The organism is Streptomyces sp. NPDC051064, from assembly GCF_044455985.1.
Lineage (GTDB): Bacteria > Actinomycetota > Actinomycetes > Streptomycetales > Streptomycetaceae > Streptomyces.
Genome location: NZ_JBITFK010000007.1, coordinates 67,706 through 82,315, shown reverse-complemented (window position 1 = coordinate 82,315; position 14,610 = coordinate 67,706). Strand labels below are relative to the sequence as shown.

Annotated in this window: 17 protein-coding genes; 7 read left to right on the top strand and 10 right to left on the bottom strand. The window is 72.3% G+C overall.

Going from position 1 to position 14,610, the window contains the following annotated elements; genetic code table 11:
• Window positions 1-194 precede the first annotated feature (194 nt).
• Window positions 195-1,238, top strand: coding sequence for an NUDIX hydrolase (locus ACIBCU_RS24775; RefSeq protein WP_362929914.1), 1,044 nt, complete (start codon window positions 195-197; stop codon window positions 1,236-1,238).
• An 18-nt stretch (window positions 1,239-1,256) separates the two neighbouring features.
• Here ACIBCU_RS24775 and ACIBCU_RS24770 read toward each other — a convergent pair whose 3' ends face one another.
• Both ACIBCU_RS24770 and ACIBCU_RS24765 read right to left on the bottom strand, forming a co-directional pair.
• The gene (locus ACIBCU_RS24770) at window positions 1,257-1,412 is read right to left on the bottom strand and encodes a hypothetical protein (RefSeq protein ID WP_362929814.1); all 156 of its coding nucleotides are present in this window, start codon (window positions 1,410-1,412) and stop codon (window positions 1,257-1,259) included.
• 5 nt (window positions 1,413-1,417) lie between these two features.
• A complete protein-coding gene (locus ACIBCU_RS24765; protein WP_399234045.1) occupies window positions 1,418-2,782 on the bottom strand; it encodes a dipeptidase in 1,365 nt (454 codons plus the stop codon).
• A 194-nt stretch (window positions 2,783-2,976) separates the two neighbouring features.
• On the opposite strand from ACIBCU_RS24765, the gene ACIBCU_RS24760 reads away from it, so the two are divergent.
• Window positions 2,977-4,242: a geranylgeranyl reductase family protein gene (locus ACIBCU_RS24760; RefSeq protein WP_362929912.1), complete on the top strand. Its 1,266-nt coding sequence runs from the start codon at window positions 2,977-2,979 to the stop codon at window positions 4,240-4,242.
• Here the strand turns inward: ACIBCU_RS24760 and ACIBCU_RS24755 are convergent.
• Window positions 4,226-4,681: a nitroreductase/quinone reductase family protein gene (locus ACIBCU_RS24755; RefSeq protein ID WP_362929810.1), complete on the bottom strand. Its 456-nt coding sequence runs from the start codon at window positions 4,679-4,681 to the stop codon at window positions 4,226-4,228. The two genes, ACIBCU_RS24760 and ACIBCU_RS24755, sit on opposite strands and share 17 nt — an antisense overlap.
• A 136-nt stretch (window positions 4,682-4,817) precedes the next feature.
• Here ACIBCU_RS24755 and ACIBCU_RS24750 point away from each other — a divergent pair, with 136 nt between their 5' ends.
• The 3 genes from ACIBCU_RS24750 to ACIBCU_RS24740 all read left to right on the top strand — a co-directional run bounded on the left by ACIBCU_RS24750 (window position 4,818) and on the right by ACIBCU_RS24740 (window position 7,677).
• Window positions 4,818-5,549 carry a TetR/AcrR family transcriptional regulator gene (locus ACIBCU_RS24750; RefSeq protein WP_399234042.1) on the top strand — a complete coding sequence of 244 codons (732 nt, stop codon included), beginning with the start codon at window positions 4,818-4,820 and terminating at the stop codon, window positions 5,547-5,549.
• Window positions 5,550-5,686: 137 nt separating this feature from the next.
• Window positions 5,687-7,015, top strand: coding sequence for a sensor histidine kinase (locus tag ACIBCU_RS24745; protein ID WP_399234040.1), 1,329 nt, complete (start codon window positions 5,687-5,689; stop codon window positions 7,013-7,015).
• Complete coding sequence (locus tag ACIBCU_RS24740; protein ID WP_399234038.1) at window positions 7,012-7,677, top strand: response regulator; 666 nt, start codon at window positions 7,012-7,014, stop codon at window positions 7,675-7,677. The genes ACIBCU_RS24745 and ACIBCU_RS24740 overlap by 4 nt, the downstream gene beginning before the upstream one ends.
• On the opposite strand, the gene ACIBCU_RS24735 is transcribed toward ACIBCU_RS24740, so the two are convergent.
• A complete protein-coding gene (locus ACIBCU_RS24735; protein ID WP_362929802.1) occupies window positions 7,638-7,934 on the bottom strand; it encodes a DUF6332 family protein in 297 nt (98 codons plus the stop codon). The two genes, ACIBCU_RS24740 and ACIBCU_RS24735, sit on opposite strands and share 40 nt — an antisense overlap.
• Before the next feature lie 178 nt (window positions 7,935-8,112).
• Between ACIBCU_RS24735 and ACIBCU_RS24730 the strand changes: the two genes are divergently transcribed.
• Window positions 8,113-8,547 carry a MarR family winged helix-turn-helix transcriptional regulator gene (locus tag ACIBCU_RS24730; protein ID WP_399234036.1) on the top strand — a complete coding sequence of 145 codons (435 nt, stop codon included), beginning with the start codon at window positions 8,113-8,115 and terminating at the stop codon, window positions 8,545-8,547.
• 17 nt (window positions 8,548-8,564) lie between these two features.
• Here ACIBCU_RS24730 and ACIBCU_RS24725 read toward each other — a convergent pair whose 3' ends face one another.
• The 3 genes from ACIBCU_RS24725 to ACIBCU_RS24715 form a co-directional block, all read right to left on the bottom strand.
• The gene (locus ACIBCU_RS24725; protein ID WP_399234034.1) at window positions 8,565-9,317 is read right to left on the bottom strand and encodes a maleylpyruvate isomerase family mycothiol-dependent enzyme; all 753 of its coding nucleotides are present in this window, start codon (window positions 9,315-9,317) and stop codon (window positions 8,565-8,567) included.
• A gap of 24 nt (window positions 9,318-9,341) precedes the next feature.
• Window positions 9,342-9,713: an SCO4225 family membrane protein gene (locus tag ACIBCU_RS24720; protein WP_399234032.1), complete on the bottom strand. Its 372-nt coding sequence runs from the start codon at window positions 9,711-9,713 to the stop codon at window positions 9,342-9,344.
• Between the two features lie 71 nt (window positions 9,714-9,784).
• The gene (locus tag ACIBCU_RS24715) at window positions 9,785-11,017 is read right to left on the bottom strand and encodes an MFS transporter (RefSeq protein WP_399234030.1); all 1,233 of its coding nucleotides are present in this window, start codon (window positions 11,015-11,017) and stop codon (window positions 9,785-9,787) included.
• A gap of 121 nt (window positions 11,018-11,138) precedes the next feature.
• Between ACIBCU_RS24715 and ACIBCU_RS24710 the strand changes: the two genes are divergently transcribed.
• Window positions 11,139-12,353 (top strand): ROK family protein, encoded by a 1,215-nt coding sequence (locus tag ACIBCU_RS24710; protein WP_362929792.1) that lies wholly within the window; start codon window positions 11,139-11,141, stop codon window positions 12,351-12,353.
• A 25-nt stretch (window positions 12,354-12,378) separates the two neighbouring features.
• Here the strand turns inward: ACIBCU_RS24710 and ACIBCU_RS24705 are convergent, their stop codons facing one another.
• From ACIBCU_RS24705 to ACIBCU_RS24695, 3 genes are read right to left on the bottom strand one after another with little or no spacing between them, the layout of a single operon-like run.
• Entirely contained in the window at window positions 12,379-13,272 is an 894-nt protein-coding gene (locus tag ACIBCU_RS24705) for a phosphotriesterase (RefSeq protein ID WP_399234028.1), read from the bottom strand.
• Window positions 13,266-13,847: a DUF4865 family protein gene (locus ACIBCU_RS24700; protein ID WP_399234026.1), complete on the bottom strand. Its 582-nt coding sequence runs from the start codon at window positions 13,845-13,847 to the stop codon at window positions 13,266-13,268. The genes ACIBCU_RS24705 and ACIBCU_RS24700 overlap by 7 nt, the downstream gene beginning before the upstream one ends.
• 10 nt (window positions 13,848-13,857) lie before the next feature.
• Window positions 13,858-14,436, bottom strand: coding sequence for a TetR/AcrR family transcriptional regulator (locus ACIBCU_RS24695; protein ID WP_399234024.1), 579 nt, complete (start codon window positions 14,434-14,436; stop codon window positions 13,858-13,860).
• Window positions 14,437-14,610 lie beyond the last annotated feature (174 nt).

The window sequence follows — 14,610 nt, the reverse complement described above, 5'->3', positions numbered from 1 at the left end:
GGTGTGGAGGGTACGTACAGCGAGGTGACGCTCGCGATGGAAGAGCGGATCGTTGGGTATCTCCAGGGAGTCTGGGAGAAGGAGGTGGTGGGAGCCGGGCTGTGGACATCCCCATTTCCCATCCGTCTCCCAGATAATCCCGCGAAACCCGCTCCGCCGCTGTCCAGCGGCTTTCCCACCCTGGAGTGCTAGTGATTGTCGTCTGGATCAACGGTGCGTTCAGTGCGGGCAAGACCAGCGCCGCGTGCGAACTGATCGATCTGATCCCGAACAGCACCTTCTACGACCCCGGGCTGATCGGCGGGGGACTGCGTCGGCTACTGCCCCAGAAGAAGCTCGCCGAAGTGACCGACTTCCAGGACCTGCCGATATGGCGGCGCCTGGTGGTCGACACGGCCGCCGCGCTTCTCGCGGAACTCTCCGGGGTGCTGGTCGTGCCGATGACACTGCTGAGGCAGGAGTACCGCGACGAGATATTCGGCGGGCTCGCCTCCCGACGCATACCGGTGTGTCATGTACTGCTCTCACCTGAGGAAACGATCCTGCGGAGCCGGATCGCCCAGCGCGAGGAATTCGCCGACGATCCCGAGCACAGCGAGCGCGTCCGGCAATGGGCCTACGAGCACATCGAGCCCTACAGGGCGGCCCTCGGATGGATCACCGCCGACGCCCACACCATCGACACCAGCGCCCTCACCCCGTACGAGACGGCCGAGCGGATAGCCGAAGCGCTGCGCACCGGCGAAGCCAGGGAATGCGGCATAGTCCAGACCCCCGAACCGCGTGCGGAGACCGTCGCGTCCGGGGTGCTGCTCTTCGACGAGCAGGACCGGGTGCTGCTCGTCGACCCCACCTACAAGCCCGGCTGGGAGTTCCCCGGCGGTGTGGTGGAACCCGGAGAGGCTCCGGCCCAGGCCGGGATACGAGAGGTCGCCGAGGAGCTGGGGCTTCACCTGGACACAGTGCCGGGGCTTCTGGTGATCGACTGGGAGGCGCCCAAGCCGCCAGCGTACGGAGGACTGCGCTTCCTGTTCGACGGCGGCCGGCTGCGGGGCGAGGACGCCGCGCGGCTGCTGCTGCCGGGTTCGGAACTGCGCGGCTGGCGGTTCGTCACCGAGGAGGAGGCGGCCGGTCTGCTCCCGCCGACCCGCTTCGAGAGGCTCCGCTGGGCACTGCGCGCCCGCGAGCGGTCCACCGTGCTGAATCTGGAGGCCGGAGTGCCCGTGGGCGGCCGATAGTGTCCTGCTGGCTGCCGTTCACCGTGCGGCGGCCAGCAGGACGGACGCCGCGTCGGTGGTGAGCGGGTCACCGTGGCCGAAGCAGGCGACGGCCGGGCGGAGGGATGGCGGGCGGCCCGCCGCCCGGAGTTCTGCTCCGGGCGACTTCGCCCAGCGCGTACCGGGGGCGGGCACGGCCCTCAGCCGTTCCTGGACTCCGCGTAGTTCCGCAGGAACAGCGCCTCGGCGACCGAGAGCCGCTCCAGCTCAGCGGGGGACACGCTCTCGTTCACCGCGTGGATCTGGGCCTCGGGCTCGCTCAGCCCGATGAGCAGGATCTCCGCCTGGGGGTACAGCGCGGCCAGGGTGTTGCAGAGCGGGATGGAGCCCCCCATGCCGGAGGCCTGCATCTCCTCACCCGGGTAGGCGAGCCGCATGGCCTCGGCCATCGACGCGTAGGCGGGGCTGGTGACGTCGGCGCGGAACGGCTGCCCCTGGCCGACCTGTTCGACGGAGACGCGTGCTCCCCAGGGGGCGTGCGACTCGAGGTGGGCGGTCAGCAGCTTCGTCGCCTCGGAGGCGTCGTGGCCCGGCGGCACCCGCAGGCTGATCTGCGCCCGGGCGCTCGCCTGGAGCGACGGAGTGGCTCCGACCACCGGCGGGCAGTCGATGCCGATGACGGTCACCGCGGGCCGCGCCCAGATGCGGTCGGCGACCGTACCCGTGCCGATGAGCCCCACGCCGTCGAGCACCTTGGCGTCGTCGCGGAACTCGCTCTCCGGGTACTGCAGTCCGTCCCACTCCGCGTCGGCCGTGAGTCCGTCGACCGTGGTCGTGCCGTCCTCGGCCCGCAGGGACGCCAGCAGCTGGATCATCGCGGCCAGCGCGTCCGGTGCCGCGCCGCCGAACTGCCCGGAGTGCAGGTTCCCTTCGAGGGTGTCCAGCCGCACCCGCAGCATGGTCATACCGCGCAGCGTCGCGGTGACGGTGGGCAGCCCGACGCGGAAGTTGCCCGCGTCACCGATGACGATCGAGTCGGCGGCCAGCAGCTCCGGGTGCGCCTCGGCGTACCGTTCGAGGCCGCCCGTGCCCTGCTCCTCCGAGCCCTCCGCGATCACCTTGACGGACACCGGGACGCCGCCGTTCGCCATGAGGGCGCGCACCGCGAGCAGGTGCATGATGAAGCCGCCCTTGCAGTCCGCGGTACCCCGGCCGAACCAGCGGCCGTCGCGCTCGGTCAGCTCGAACGGCGGGGAGAGCCAGGCCGACTCGTCCAGCGGCGGCTGCACGTCGTAGTGCGCGTAGAGCAGCACCGTGGGCGAGCCGGGCGGGCCCGGCAGGTAGCCGTACACCGACTGGGTTCCGTCGGGGGTGTCGAGCAGCGCGACGTCCTGGAAGCCCTCGGCGCGCAGCGCGTCCGCGACCCAGCCGGCCGCCGCCTCGCACTCGCTCCGGGGGAACTGGGCGGGGTCCGCCACCGACCGGAAGGCCACCAGCTCGGCGAGCTCCGCTTTCGCGCGGGGCATCAGCGAGGCGACGGTCTCTGAAATCGGACGGGCGGTCATGGGCACGCTCCTCGTGGGTGCGACGTTAGGACTATGGCGCGGTGTGTACGCGGCCGGGGTCGACGCCGTGGACGCGGCGACGCGTGTACAACGCATTCATGGCTGATCCTCCCACAGCGGAGTTCGGCCGCGACGCGCCGTAGGATGCCGTGAGCAGCTGGGGCCACTGGTCGGATCAGGAGCAGAAGCACATCGTGAGCAGCGAGAACGCAGACGCCGGACGTGAGCCGGATGAGACGTCGTCGGTACCGCAGGAGTCCTCGGTATGGGACGTCGTCGTGGTCGGCGCGGGCCCGGCCGGAGCTTCCGCGGCGTACGCGGCGGCCGTCGCAGGCCGTCGGGTGCTGTTGCTGGAGAAGGCGGAGATCCCCCGCTACAAGACGTGCGGCGGTGGAATCATCGGGTACTCGCGGGACTCCCTGCCCCCCGGGTTCGAACTCCCCCTGAAGGACCGGATCCACGCGGTCACCTTCTCGCTCAACGGGAAGCTGTCGCGCACCCGCAGGTCCAAGCGGATGCTCTTCGGGCTGATCAACCGGCCGGAGTTCGACGCCGGCCTGGTGGAGGAGGCCCAGAAGGCCGGTGCCGAGCTGCGCACGGGCGTGGCGGTGACGCGGGTGGAGCAGCACGGTGCGGCCGTGCCCGACCGGCGCACGGTCGCCGTCGTGCTGGCCGGCGGGGAGACGGTGCTCGCCCGGGCCGTCGTCGGCGCGGACGGCAGTGCCGGCCGCATAGGCGCTCATGTCGGCGTGAAGCTCGACCAGGTGGACCTCGGGCTCGAGGTGGAGATCCCCGTCCCGGAGACGGTCGCCGAGGACTGGGCGGGCCGGGTGCTCATCGACTGGGGCCCGATGCCCGGGAGTTACGGCTGGGTCTTCCCCAAGGGCGACACGCTGACCGTCGGCGTCATCTCGGCGCGCGGCGACGGTGCGGGGACCAAGCGCTATCTGGAGGACTTCGTCGGGCGACTGGGCCTCGCCGGGTTCGAGCCCACGGTCTCCTCCGGACATCTGACCCGGTGCCGTAGCGACGACTCGCCGCTTTCCCGCGGGAGGGTCGTGGTCTGCGGCGACGCGGCGGGGCTGCTGGAACCCTGGACCAGGGAGGGCATCTCCTTCGCACTGCGGTCCGGGCGGCTCGCGGGCGAATGGGCCGTGCGGATCGCGGAGTCGCACGACGCGGTCGACGCCCGCCGGCAGGCGCTCAACTATGCCTTCGCGATCAAGGCGGGGCTGGGTGTGGAGATGAGCGTCGGACGCCGCATGCTCAGGCTGTTCGAGCGGCGCCCGGGGATCCTGCACGCGGTGCTGACGGGCTTCCGTCCTGCCTGGAACGCGTTCGCGGGGGTCACCCGGGGGACGACGTCACTGGCCGAGCTGGTCCGCACGCATCCGATGGCACAGCGGGCGATGCATGTGATGGACCGCCAGGGGTCGGGCGGAGTCAGCTCTCGACCGTGATCCGGAAGACCGGGTGGTCGGGGCAGGCGGCCAGGAGCTCGGCGTCGCTCGACTTCGCCGTGATGCCCTGGAAGTACTGGTTGACCTCCCAGCCCCAGCGCTTCAGATAGGCGCGGACGATCCGCACCTTCTGCTCGTCGTCCGGGATCTCCACGGCGGTGAAGGCACGGACCTTCCGGCCGACCTTCAGCTCTCCGCCTCCGGCCACGCGCATGTTGCGCACCCACTGGGAGTGGCCGCGGGCGGAGACGAGGTACTGGACCCCGTCGTGGTGGTGGGGGTTGACGGGGATGCGCTGCATCCGGCCGCTCTTACGGCCTCGTACCGACATCTCGGCGGAGCCGAGGAGGCTGACGCCGTGCCGTGCGAGCCAGCCGACGACACCGTTCATCCGCTGGGCGAAGGCGTTGGCCTGGAGGTAGTACGGCTGCTGCGACATGGGTGGCTCCTGCCATCGAGTGTCGTGAGAGAGCGGTGCTCTCGCTTGAGATCAGTGTGCACGAGTGCGGTGCGCCAAAGCAAGAGCATTGCTCTCATTTATGTTCAGTGCTCCGATCGCGTGGCAGACTGAAGTCATGAGCACCATTCGAGGAGCCCGAGAACGCGCCCGCATCGAAATCACCGCGGCGATCAAGGACGAGGCCAGGAGACAGCTCGCCGCCGAAGGCGCCGCGAAGCTCTCCCTGCGTGCCGTCGCCCGCGAGCTCGGCATGGTGTCCTCCGCGCTCTACCGCTACTTCCCCAGCCGCGACGACCTGCTGACGGCGCTCATCGTCGACGCCTACGACGCGGTGGGAGAAGCCGCGGAGACGGCGGCGCGCGGCAAGGCAGGCGCCCCGGCCGTCCCCCACCCGGCCCGCTGGCTGGCGGTCGGCTGCGCCGTACGCGACTGGGCTCTGGCCCACCCCCATGAGTACGCGCTGATCTTCGGCTCGCCGGTCCCCGGCTACACCGCCCCGCAGGACACCGTGGGTCCCGCCTCCCGCGTGGGCCAGGTCCTGATCGGCCTCGTACGCGACGCCTACCTCGCCGAGGGCCTTGCCGCCCCCCCGCAGGATGCCGGACTGCGCACCGAGGGCGCACGGATGGCGGCCGACCTGGCCGAGGACTTGCCGCCGGCCGTCGTGGTGGCCCTGGTGGCCGCGTGGGCGCAGCTCTTCGGGCTGATCTCCTTCGAACTCTTCGGTCAGTTCAACCGCGTGGTCGAGGCACGCGAAAGGCTCTTCCGGCACGCCGTTCACGAGCTCGGGCGCTCGGTCGGCCTGCTGGACGGCCGGCCCGCCGGTGCCGGAAGCGCGGGAGGCTGACGCGGGGCGGGGCCAGGGCGCAATCCCGGGGCGGAGAGGCGGGGTGGCGCCCCCGGACGGGTACTCCGCGGGGAGTACGCAGGATCACCACGCCCGGCTGACGTGCGCCGGGGGTCCGCGCGTCTAGCGTGGCCGGTATGCAGGATCGGCGAGCGCACCCGAGTGCGGCGGCCGGCCCCCGCCGGGGGCCGGGAGGCCGACGGGCCGGCCGCACCCCCCCGGGGCGCGGAAGGTACGGCGGCGGGGAGGGGCCGGGCGGCCTGGGGAGGTTCACCGGCCGGGGACGGCGCGGCGACCGGCTGCCATGGCCGTCGACCGTCGTGGTCGGCGTGATCGTGATGGTGGGCACCACTGTCGCCGCGCACGGCCAGGACCGCGAACCGCTCGGCCTCGTCGCCCGGCTGCTGCTCTTCGCCGCGGTCGCCGTGCTGCTCGTGCGCCACCGCCGCCCTGTCGTCGCGGTGGCCGGCACGTCCGCCGCCACGCTCGTCTATCTCGGCCTCGGGTATCCGTACGGCCCGGTCTTCCTCGCCGTCGCCGTCGGCTGCTTCAGCGCCATCGTGTCGGGGCACCGCAAGGCGGCATGGTGGTCACTGGGCACCCTGTGGGCGGGGCACCTGCTGGTCGTGCACTGGCTGTACCGATGGCTGCCGCCGGACGGCGACGGCCCGGCGCCCTGGGGCCAGGAGGCGTTCATCACCGCCTGGGTCGTGGCCGTCGTCGCCGCGGCCGAACTCCTCCGCGTGCGCCGTGAGCAGTGGGCCGCGGCCAGGGCGGAGCGGGAGGCCGCGGAGAAGCGGCGGGCCGACGAGGAGCGGCTGCGCATGGCCCGCGAACTCCACGACGTCCTGGCCCACAGCATTTCCGTCATCAACGTGCAGGCCGGGGTCGGGCTGGCCCTGCTCGACTCCGATCCCGAACAGGCCCGTACGGCACTCACCACGATCAAGTCCGCCAGCAAGGAGGCACTCGGCGAGGTGCGCCAGGTGCTGGAGAACCTCCGGGCCCCCGGCGACGCCCCCCGGGCCCCGGCCCCAGGCCTCGACCGCCTGCCCGAGCTGGTCGACCAGGCCGCAGGCGCGGGGCTCACCGTGACCGTCGAAACGGACGGCGCACGGGGGCCTGTTCCGCCCGGTACCGACCTCGCCGCCTTCCGCATCGTGCAGGAGGCTCTGACGAATGTGGTGCGGCACTCCGGATCGCGTACCGCGAGTGTCCGGATCGCGTACGGGAGCGAACACCTCGGACTGCTGGTCGACGACGAGGGGCCGGCCACGGGCGACGACGCCGGAGGCAGCGGCAACGGACTCATCGGCATGCGGGAGCGGGCCGCGGCCCTGGGGGGCACGATCGACGCGGGGCCCCGTCCCGACGGCGGATTCCGCGTCACGGCGGAACTCCCGCTGCGGCCCGGCCGGGGCGGTACCGCCGCACGGGACGAGACGGGAACGGAGGGGACGACGTGATCCGCGTACTGCTCGCCGACGACCAGTTGCTGGTCCGGGCAGGGTTCCGGGCGCTTCTGGACGCCCAGCCGGACATCGAGGTGGCCGGTGAGGCCGCCGACGGGGCGGAGACCGTACGCCTCGTGCGCGAACTGCGCCCCGACGCCGTGCTCATGGACATCCGGATGCCGAAGCTGGACGGTCTGGCGGCGACGCGGGCGATCACCGACGACCCGGTCCTCCACGACGTGAAGGTGGTCATGCTCACCACCTTCGAACTCGACGAGTACGTCTTCGAGGCGATCCGGTCCGGAGCCTCCGGATTCCTGGTCAAGGACACCGAACCGGACGAACTGCTGCGCGCGGTCCGTGCGGTGGTGGCCGGGGACGCCCTGCTGTCGCCGGGAGTCACCCGGCGGCTGATCGCGGAGTTCGCGGCCCGCTCCAAGGCGCCCGCGGCGGCGACGGTCCTGGACGAACTGACCGAACGTGAGCGGGAAGTCATGGCCCTGGTCGGTATCGGCCTCTCCAACGAGGAGATCGCCCGCAGGCTCGTCGTCAGCCCGCTCACGGCGAAGACCCACGTCAGCCGGGCCATGGTCAAGCTGGGTACCCGGGACAGGGCGCAACTCGTCGTACTGGCCTACGAGTCGGGGCTCGTGCGGCCCGGCTGGCTCGGCTGAACGGCCGGCAGGCGCCGCTCCTCGGCCGCGCGGGGGAAGTGGCGGAGCACGTGCACCACCCGGAGGGCGAACACCAGCGCGCCGAGCACGGCACCCACCCGGAACAGCACGCGTTCCGCACCGGCCGGCAGTTGGAGGAGCAGCGCGGGGAGGCAGACCCCGGCGAAGGTGGCCGCGGCCACCACGACTCCGCTGACCAGGGCGTAGCCGATCTCCAGGGTCATGGCGTCCCGTTCCGCCTGAGTGCGTCGCGACATGTCCGAAGTGTCACAGGAGCCGTGGCCGACGGCAAGGATGCGTTTCCGCGCGATTTCCGCAGCTTCCCGCGTCTTCTCGCCGCTTCCCGCCACCCTCGGACCCGACCTCGGAATGTTCTGATGCGTATGCATTTTATGTGTGTGCATGAATGGTTCGCGCCTCTGCTAGCGTGCGGCCATGGCAGCGAAGAAGTCCGAGCAGGCGCTCGTCGGCGAGTGGCGCGAGATGCTCGCACTGCACGCCAGGACCCTGGGTGAGCTGGACCGGGCGCTGGACCGGCACGGCCTGGGAGCCAGTGACTTCGAGGTCCTGGACATCCTCGCGGAAGCCGGTGCGGAGGACGGCGACGGCTGCCTCCGTGTTCAGGTGATCGCTTCCCGGGTCCATCTCAGCCAGAGCGCGCTGTCGCGTCTCGTCGCGCGGCTCGAGAGGGACGGCCTCGTGCGCCGGGCGATGTGCAGCGAGGACCGCCGCGGTGTGCGTGTCGAGCTGACGGAAACCGGCCGGGCCCGCCATACCGAGGCCAGGCCCCTTCAGCGGGCTGTGCTGTCCCGGATGCTGAACCGCCCTGGCGCCGGACAGGACCGGGAAGCGGACCGGCCGGGGGTCTGAGCGAACCCGGCCCCCGCTCACGACCAGACGACAGCGGAGTTCTCCACCCACAGCGCGACGACCCCTGGGTCCCCGGACAAGCCGACGGACGACAGCGGGGCGCGGTTCCACAGCCCCAGGTAGAGCTCCTCGGCCGTGCCGCTGAGCGTGCAGTCGGCGGGTGTCTCCAGGGCGGCGGCTCCGCGCACCGTGAGCGGCGGATCGGCCGACAGACCTACGGTCCACACCGCGTCCGTGTCCACGGCCCGGACCCGGAGAGTGCGTGGGGACTCCGTACGGACACGGCTCTTGGCGCGGGCGTGGAAGCCGGCCAGCAGTTCGTCGATGCCGTCCACCGCGTGCGGCGGTGCCACGGAGGTGAGGGGGCCGCCCCGCGCCGACTCCGCGTCCACCCGGTGGATCCTGGTCTCGTGCGCCTGCCGGCGCGCCCAGAACGCGAGCGAGACCGGCGAGGGAAAGACCGTCCAGCACTCCAGGCCGTCCGGTGCGGTCCGGAGCGCGTCGACAAGCATGCGGTGGCCCTGTGTGAAACGGTCGAGCAGTGCGTCGCCGTCCAGGTCGGGCTCCTCGGCCGCCGGGCGGTACGTCCGGTGCCCGTCGACGACGAACGCGGTGGCCCAGCGATGCACCATGCAGGTGTGCTTGAGAAGATCGCGCACCCGCCATCCCGGGCAGGTCGGGACCGGGGCGTCCGTCCCTGCCTCGCGTGCGGCCCGGGCGAGTGCGTGGCCTTCAGCGGTGAGGGCTGTCAGGTGCTCGGAGGTCTCCACACCGGTGATTGTGCCAGAGCGGTGTCAGACGCCCTGGGGATGCGCCGAACCGTCCCGGCGGGGCGCGCGGAGCAGCAGCCGTGAGAACCAGCCCAGCGCACAGGCCTGCACGAGCACCGACACGACCAGCGCGAGATAGGTGAACCAGGCGGGGCCCCCGGCGTCCGCGCCGGCCATCGAGCTGCCGAGGAGGAACACGAACACGGTCGGGGCGGCGAGGAAGAACACCCAGACACCGGCGAACGAGGCGTCCTCCTGGGACACGAACAGCGTGTCCACCGCGACGAACACCGAGGCCGCCAGCACGAGACCGAGGTAGATCCGCGAAGCCGTGTTGCCGAAGGTCAGTCGTGCCGGCGTGCACAGCCGCCGGCTGTTCGTCACCTGATGACTCATGTCCCGCTCCCGTGGATGGCTGATGCCTCCATCCTGCGCCGGGGGAGCCGGTGGTGCCTGAGTACGGCTACTCAACCGCTCAGGTGTTCGCTCCCGTTGCGGGCGACACCGCCCAGCACCGCCGCCGTGGCGGCGAGCAGCGTCACCGTGGTGAGGGCCACCGGGAGGGAGATCCAGTCGGCGAGGAAGCCGATCACCGGCGGCCCCAGGAGCATCCCGCCGTAGCCGAGGGTGGACGCCGCGGCCACCCCGCTGGGCCCCGCCAGCGCGCCCGCCCGGCCGACCGCGACGGGAAATATGTTGGCCAGTCCCAGACCGGCCACGGCGAAGCCGAGCAGTACGAGCCAGACGGCCGGAGCCAGCGCGCCGAGCAGCATCCCCGCAGCGGCCGTGGACCCGCCCGCCACCAGGGTCCGGGTCTGCCCGAACCGTTCGAGGAGAGCGGTGCCGCTGAGCCTGCCTATGGCCATCGTCAGCGCGAACAAGGAGTATCCGGCGGCGGCGAGGCCGGGGGTGGCTCCCAGGTCCTGGCTGAGGTGCAGCGCGCCCCACTCGGCCAGTGCCCCCTCCCCGTACGCCGTGCAGAGGGCGATGACGCCGAAGAGGACGACGACCCGGCGCGCCTGGGCGCTCATCCCCTTCGGCCGCTCACGGGCGTCCGTCGCCCGCTGTTCCACCGGGGGCGCGGCGGGCCGGCCACGCAGGAGCACCGGGCCGGTCACCGCGGTGACGAGGAGTCCGATGCCCGTCAGGGCGAAGAGATGGGCCGCGGGCGAGAGGCTGCCCGCGACCAGCCCGCCGAGGCCCGCGCCCGCCATGCCGCCGAAGCTGAACGCGGCGTGGAAGCTCGGCATCACCGGGCGGCGCAACGCGGAGACCAACTCGACGGCCGCGCTGTTCATCGCCACGTTCAGCCCGCCGTACGCGGCACCGAAGAGCAGGAGCACGAGCCCGAGGGTGAGCGCCGAACCCATCTGTGCCGGAAGGGCGATGCTCAGTGACAGCAGCACACCGCAGACCACGGTGACCGCGTGACTTCCGTAGCGCCGGCACAGCCTCCCGGTGAGCATCATCGTGATCACCGCACCGGCGGAGACGCCGAGCAGGGCGAGTCCGAGGGTGGAGGCGCTGGCCCCCGTCCGGTGCTTGATGGCCGGGATGCGGACCACCCAGCCGGCGAAGAGGAACCCGTCGAGGGCGAAGAACACGGTCAGCGCGGTACGGAGGCGGGCCGGCGAAGGTGGAGCGGTGTCTCCGCCACGTTCCCCCGGCAGGGCCGTCCGCAGTTTGTTTACTTGCGGCACAAAATGAGGATAGGGTCGTGCGGAGGGAGCGCGCAAGGCCGCTGCGCCGGTGACCGGCCGGTGAACGGGGCGGGGCGTCGGAGCGTCGGCAACGGCTCCGGATCATGGGAGACTCGCCCCCATGAACGGCAAGTCGACCACCACGCGGACGAAGTTGGAGAGGGGCCGCAGCGCGCTCGGGCCCGCCCTGGAGCTCGTGCACACCGGGCGTGCCCCCACCCGCGCCGTGCTCACCTCCGAACTCGGCGTCACCCGTGCCACAGCGGGCGCGGTGGCCGCGGAGCTCGAGGCGCTCGGGCTCATCAAGGTCGACTCCAGCCCGGGCTCCGCCGCCGGTTCGCAGGGCCGCCCCTCGCACCGGCTGTCCATCCGTGACAGCGGGCCCGTGGCTCTCGCCGCCCAGGTGCACTCCGACGGCTTCCGCGCCGCGCTCGTGGGGCTCGGGGGCAGGATCGTGGCCACCGCGCCCGGCTGTGTCGCCGTCATGGCCGACCCCGCCCAGGTCCTCGGTGAGGTCGTCGAGGCCGGGGCCCGGCTCCTGCGTGAGACCGGGCTGCGCTGCGTCGGGGCCGGGCTCGCCGTGCCCTCCGCCGTGGCCGAACCGGAGGGAACGGCCCTCAATCCGCTGCACATCGCCTGGCCGGCCGGAGCGCCGGTCCGGGAGATCTTCTCCACCTGCGTGCGCGCCGCGGGCATCACGGGCCCCGCGTTCACCGCCAACGACGTTAATCTCGCCGCCCTCGCCGAGCACCGGCACGGCGCGGGGCGTGGTGCCCAGCACCTGCTCTGCGTGGCCACCGGCCACCGGGGGGTGGGGGGCGCCCTCGTCCTGGACGGCCGCCTCCACAGCGGGAGTTCGGGACTCGCCCTGGAAGTGGGGCATCTGACCGTCAACCCTGAGGGCGGCCCCTGTCACTGCGGCGGACGAGGCTGCCTCGACGTGGAGACGGACCCCCTCGCCTTCCTCACGGCGGCGGGCCGGGAGCCCGGCCCCGAGGAGTCGCTGCTCAAGCAGTCCGGCGACCTGCTCCGCACGGAGTACGGCGACCCCGATGTGCGGGCCGCGGCCGAGGAGCTGATCGACCGTCTCGGCCTGGGCCTGGCCGGGCTGGTCAACATCCTCAACCCGGACCGGATCATCCTCGGCGGCCTGCACCGCGATCTCCTGGAGGCCGACCCCGAACGCCTGCGGGCCGTCGTCGCCGACCGCAGCCTCTGGGGGCGCAGCGGAAGCGTGCCGATCCTGTCCTGCACGCTCGACCACAACAGCCTGGTGGGCGCGGCCGAACTGGCCTGGCAGCCCGTACTCGACGACCCGCTGGCCGCACTGGCCTGACCGGCGGGCCGGGCCGCGGCCACGCTCAGTGCGCGGCCAGGGCGAACGCCCGCGCGGGATTGGCCACGAGCACAGCCCCCAGGAGCTCCTCGCCGAGCGACCGCGCCAGCCGTGGGCGCAGCCGCCGCAGCAGATACGGCATGCCGGGCGTCCCGGGCACCGTGGTGTCGCCGCCGAGCAGCAACTGCCCGCCGAACCCGGCCTCCGCGAGCCCGGCGAGCTGCTCCGGCAGCCGCCAGTCCGTGGCGTGATTCGCCCGGGACGGGCCGTCGAACGCCAGGAACACACCCTCCCGAGCGGCATCGAGCTGCGCGACGCCGTCCGGGAACCGGCCCGGATGGCCGAGGATCACCCGCCGCGGCTCCACGCCCAGCTCCCCGCACAGCAGATTTAGTACGTCCCGCGCACCCGTGCCCATCTCCAGATGGACGGCGATCGGAGCCCCCGTACGGCGATGGGCACCGGCAGCAGCCGTCATGGTGTGCCTGGCGTGTGCGTCGATGCCGTGGAACGCCCCGGCCACCTTGATCAGCCCCGCCCGTACTCCTGCGGCCCCGATCCCTTCCGTGATCTCCGAGACGAACAGTTCTTCCAGCTCCGGCATGATCCGGCCGAGCAACCCGGGCGCGTAATGGGCGGCTTGGTGCAGCCCGGTCGCCGCGACGATCCGCGTCCCGCCGGCTCGGGAGAGCGCCGCCAGGTCCCCGGCCCGCCTGCCCATTCCGTACGGGGTCCACTGGACGACGGTCCGTCCGCCCAGCTCGTGGAAACTCCTCAGTCGCGCGCCTGCCTCTTCCGGGTCGTCGAGCTCCAGCCCGGGCAGCACCGGGCTGCGGATGAAGAGGTGGTCGTGCGCGTCGCAGACCCCGAGCTCTCCGGCGGGGACGTCCCCGAGGACCGTGCGGACCAGGCTCACCACTGCTTCCCCCACCCCAGCCGGTCACGCTCCGGCGACGACAGGTGCAGCACCTCGTAGCGGTCGCCCGGGTCGCCCGAGGGCTCGTCCTCCCAGAGTGTGAAGTGGAGCAGCTCCCAGTGGCGTGGATCGACGGCCAGCGCGGTGGCGACGGCACCGGGGGTGGCGGCCAGCCGACGGCTCTCCTCCAGCGCGGCCTCCACCGCGACGGCCGGGGCCGCGGTGTCCGCGATCCGCTCGCGGCGGCGGACAGCGGTGCGGGGGAGCGCCGCCGAGGCCGCCCCCTCCTGGAAGAGGAGTCCGGTCCAGTGCTGCACCTCGGGGCGGCCGAAGTCGTCGACGATGCCCTGGAATCCGGGGCCCCAGAGGAAGGTGTTCATGCCCTCGGGGGCGGACCAAAGATACAGCGGTGCGTACTGGTTGACCGGTGAGGTGTCACCGCGTTCGCGGACCAGGTACGCCTTGAGGCCGAGCCCCGGAAAACCGTCGAGGAGATGCCCCCTGGTCGCGACCCGCTCCCGGATGATCCCCATGTCGTAGTCGGCGGGCAGGGTGATCTCGTACTGCATGGCGTGCATCGCGTACTCCTCAGGCTGTTCGGTTCGGTGGGACGTGCGGGGCGAGCAGGGAGAGCAGCCCCTGGACGGCCGAGTCGAAGGCCGCCGGTGATCCGGACGCCCGGGCCAGGACGTACCCCCCCTGGACCGTGGCCACGACGGCCGCCGCGACGTCCCGGGGTACGAGGCCGGGGGAGAACTCGCCCGCGTCCAGGCCCTCCTGGAGGATCTCGGCGAGCCGGCCGCGCAGCCAGCCGATCGTTTCGTCCACCGGTGCTCGCAGCGCGTCGCTGGCCACCACGTCGGGGTCCATCGTCAGCCGCCCCACCGGGCAGCCCCGCAGCACGTCACGCTCGCGCAGCAGATAGGCCGAGATCCGCTCGTACGCCGATCCGGGGCCGTCCAGCAGGCGGCCGGCCGTCTCCCGCATCTCCGCGGATGTGCGGAGCACGGCGGCGAGCGCCAGGTCGGGCTTGCCCGCGAAGTGGTGATACATGCTGCCCTGGCCCGCCCCGGCCCGCTGCTGGATCGCCTTGGGGCTGGTGCCGACATAGCCGCGCTCCCACAGGAGCTCCTGGGTGGCTTCGATCAACCGGTCCGGAGTGCTCATGAACCCCACTGTACATACCAGTAGGTACAACATCCACGGTGGCCGGCGGAAGCAGGTGCCCGGCACCGCCGTACTCCCGCCGCTGTACGCGAACTGCCGCCGCCCGTACGACGCTCCGGCCGCCTCCCGGAGACAGGCTCGTAGGTGACAGGAACGCACGGACGAACAGCTGAC

Coding starts and splice junctions, on each gene's coding strand:
- ACIBCU_RS24695 (WP_399234024.1), bottom strand. CDS start 14,436: ATGAGCACTCCGGACCGGTTGATCGAAGCCACCCAGGAGCTCCTGTGG.
- ACIBCU_RS24750 (WP_399234042.1), top strand. CDS start 4,818: ATGAGCACCATTCGAGGAGCCCGAGAACGCGCCCGCATCGAAATCACC.
- ACIBCU_RS24765 (WP_399234045.1), bottom strand. CDS start 2,782: ATGACCGCCCGTCCGATTTCAGAGACCGTCGCCTCGCTGATGCCCCGC.
- ACIBCU_RS24720 (WP_399234032.1), bottom strand. CDS start 9,713: ATGAGTCATCAGGTGACGAACAGCCGGCGGCTGTGCACGCCGGCACGA.
- ACIBCU_RS24700 (WP_399234026.1), bottom strand. CDS start 13,847: ATGCACGCCATGCAGTACGAGATCACCCTGCCCGCCGACTACGACATG.
- ACIBCU_RS24710 (WP_362929792.1), top strand. CDS start 11,139: ATGAACGGCAAGTCGACCACCACGCGGACGAAGTTGGAGAGGGGCCGC.
- ACIBCU_RS24730 (WP_399234036.1), top strand. CDS start 8,113: ATGGCAGCGAAGAAGTCCGAGCAGGCGCTCGTCGGCGAGTGGCGCGAG.
- ACIBCU_RS24735 (WP_362929802.1), bottom strand. CDS start 7,934: ATGTCGCGACGCACTCAGGCGGAACGGGACGCCATGACCCTGGAGATC.
- ACIBCU_RS24755 (WP_362929810.1), bottom strand. CDS start 4,681: ATGTCGCAGCAGCCGTACTACCTCCAGGCCAACGCCTTCGCCCAGCGG.
- ACIBCU_RS24745 (WP_399234040.1), top strand. CDS start 5,687: ATGCAGGATCGGCGAGCGCACCCGAGTGCGGCGGCCGGCCCCCGCCGG.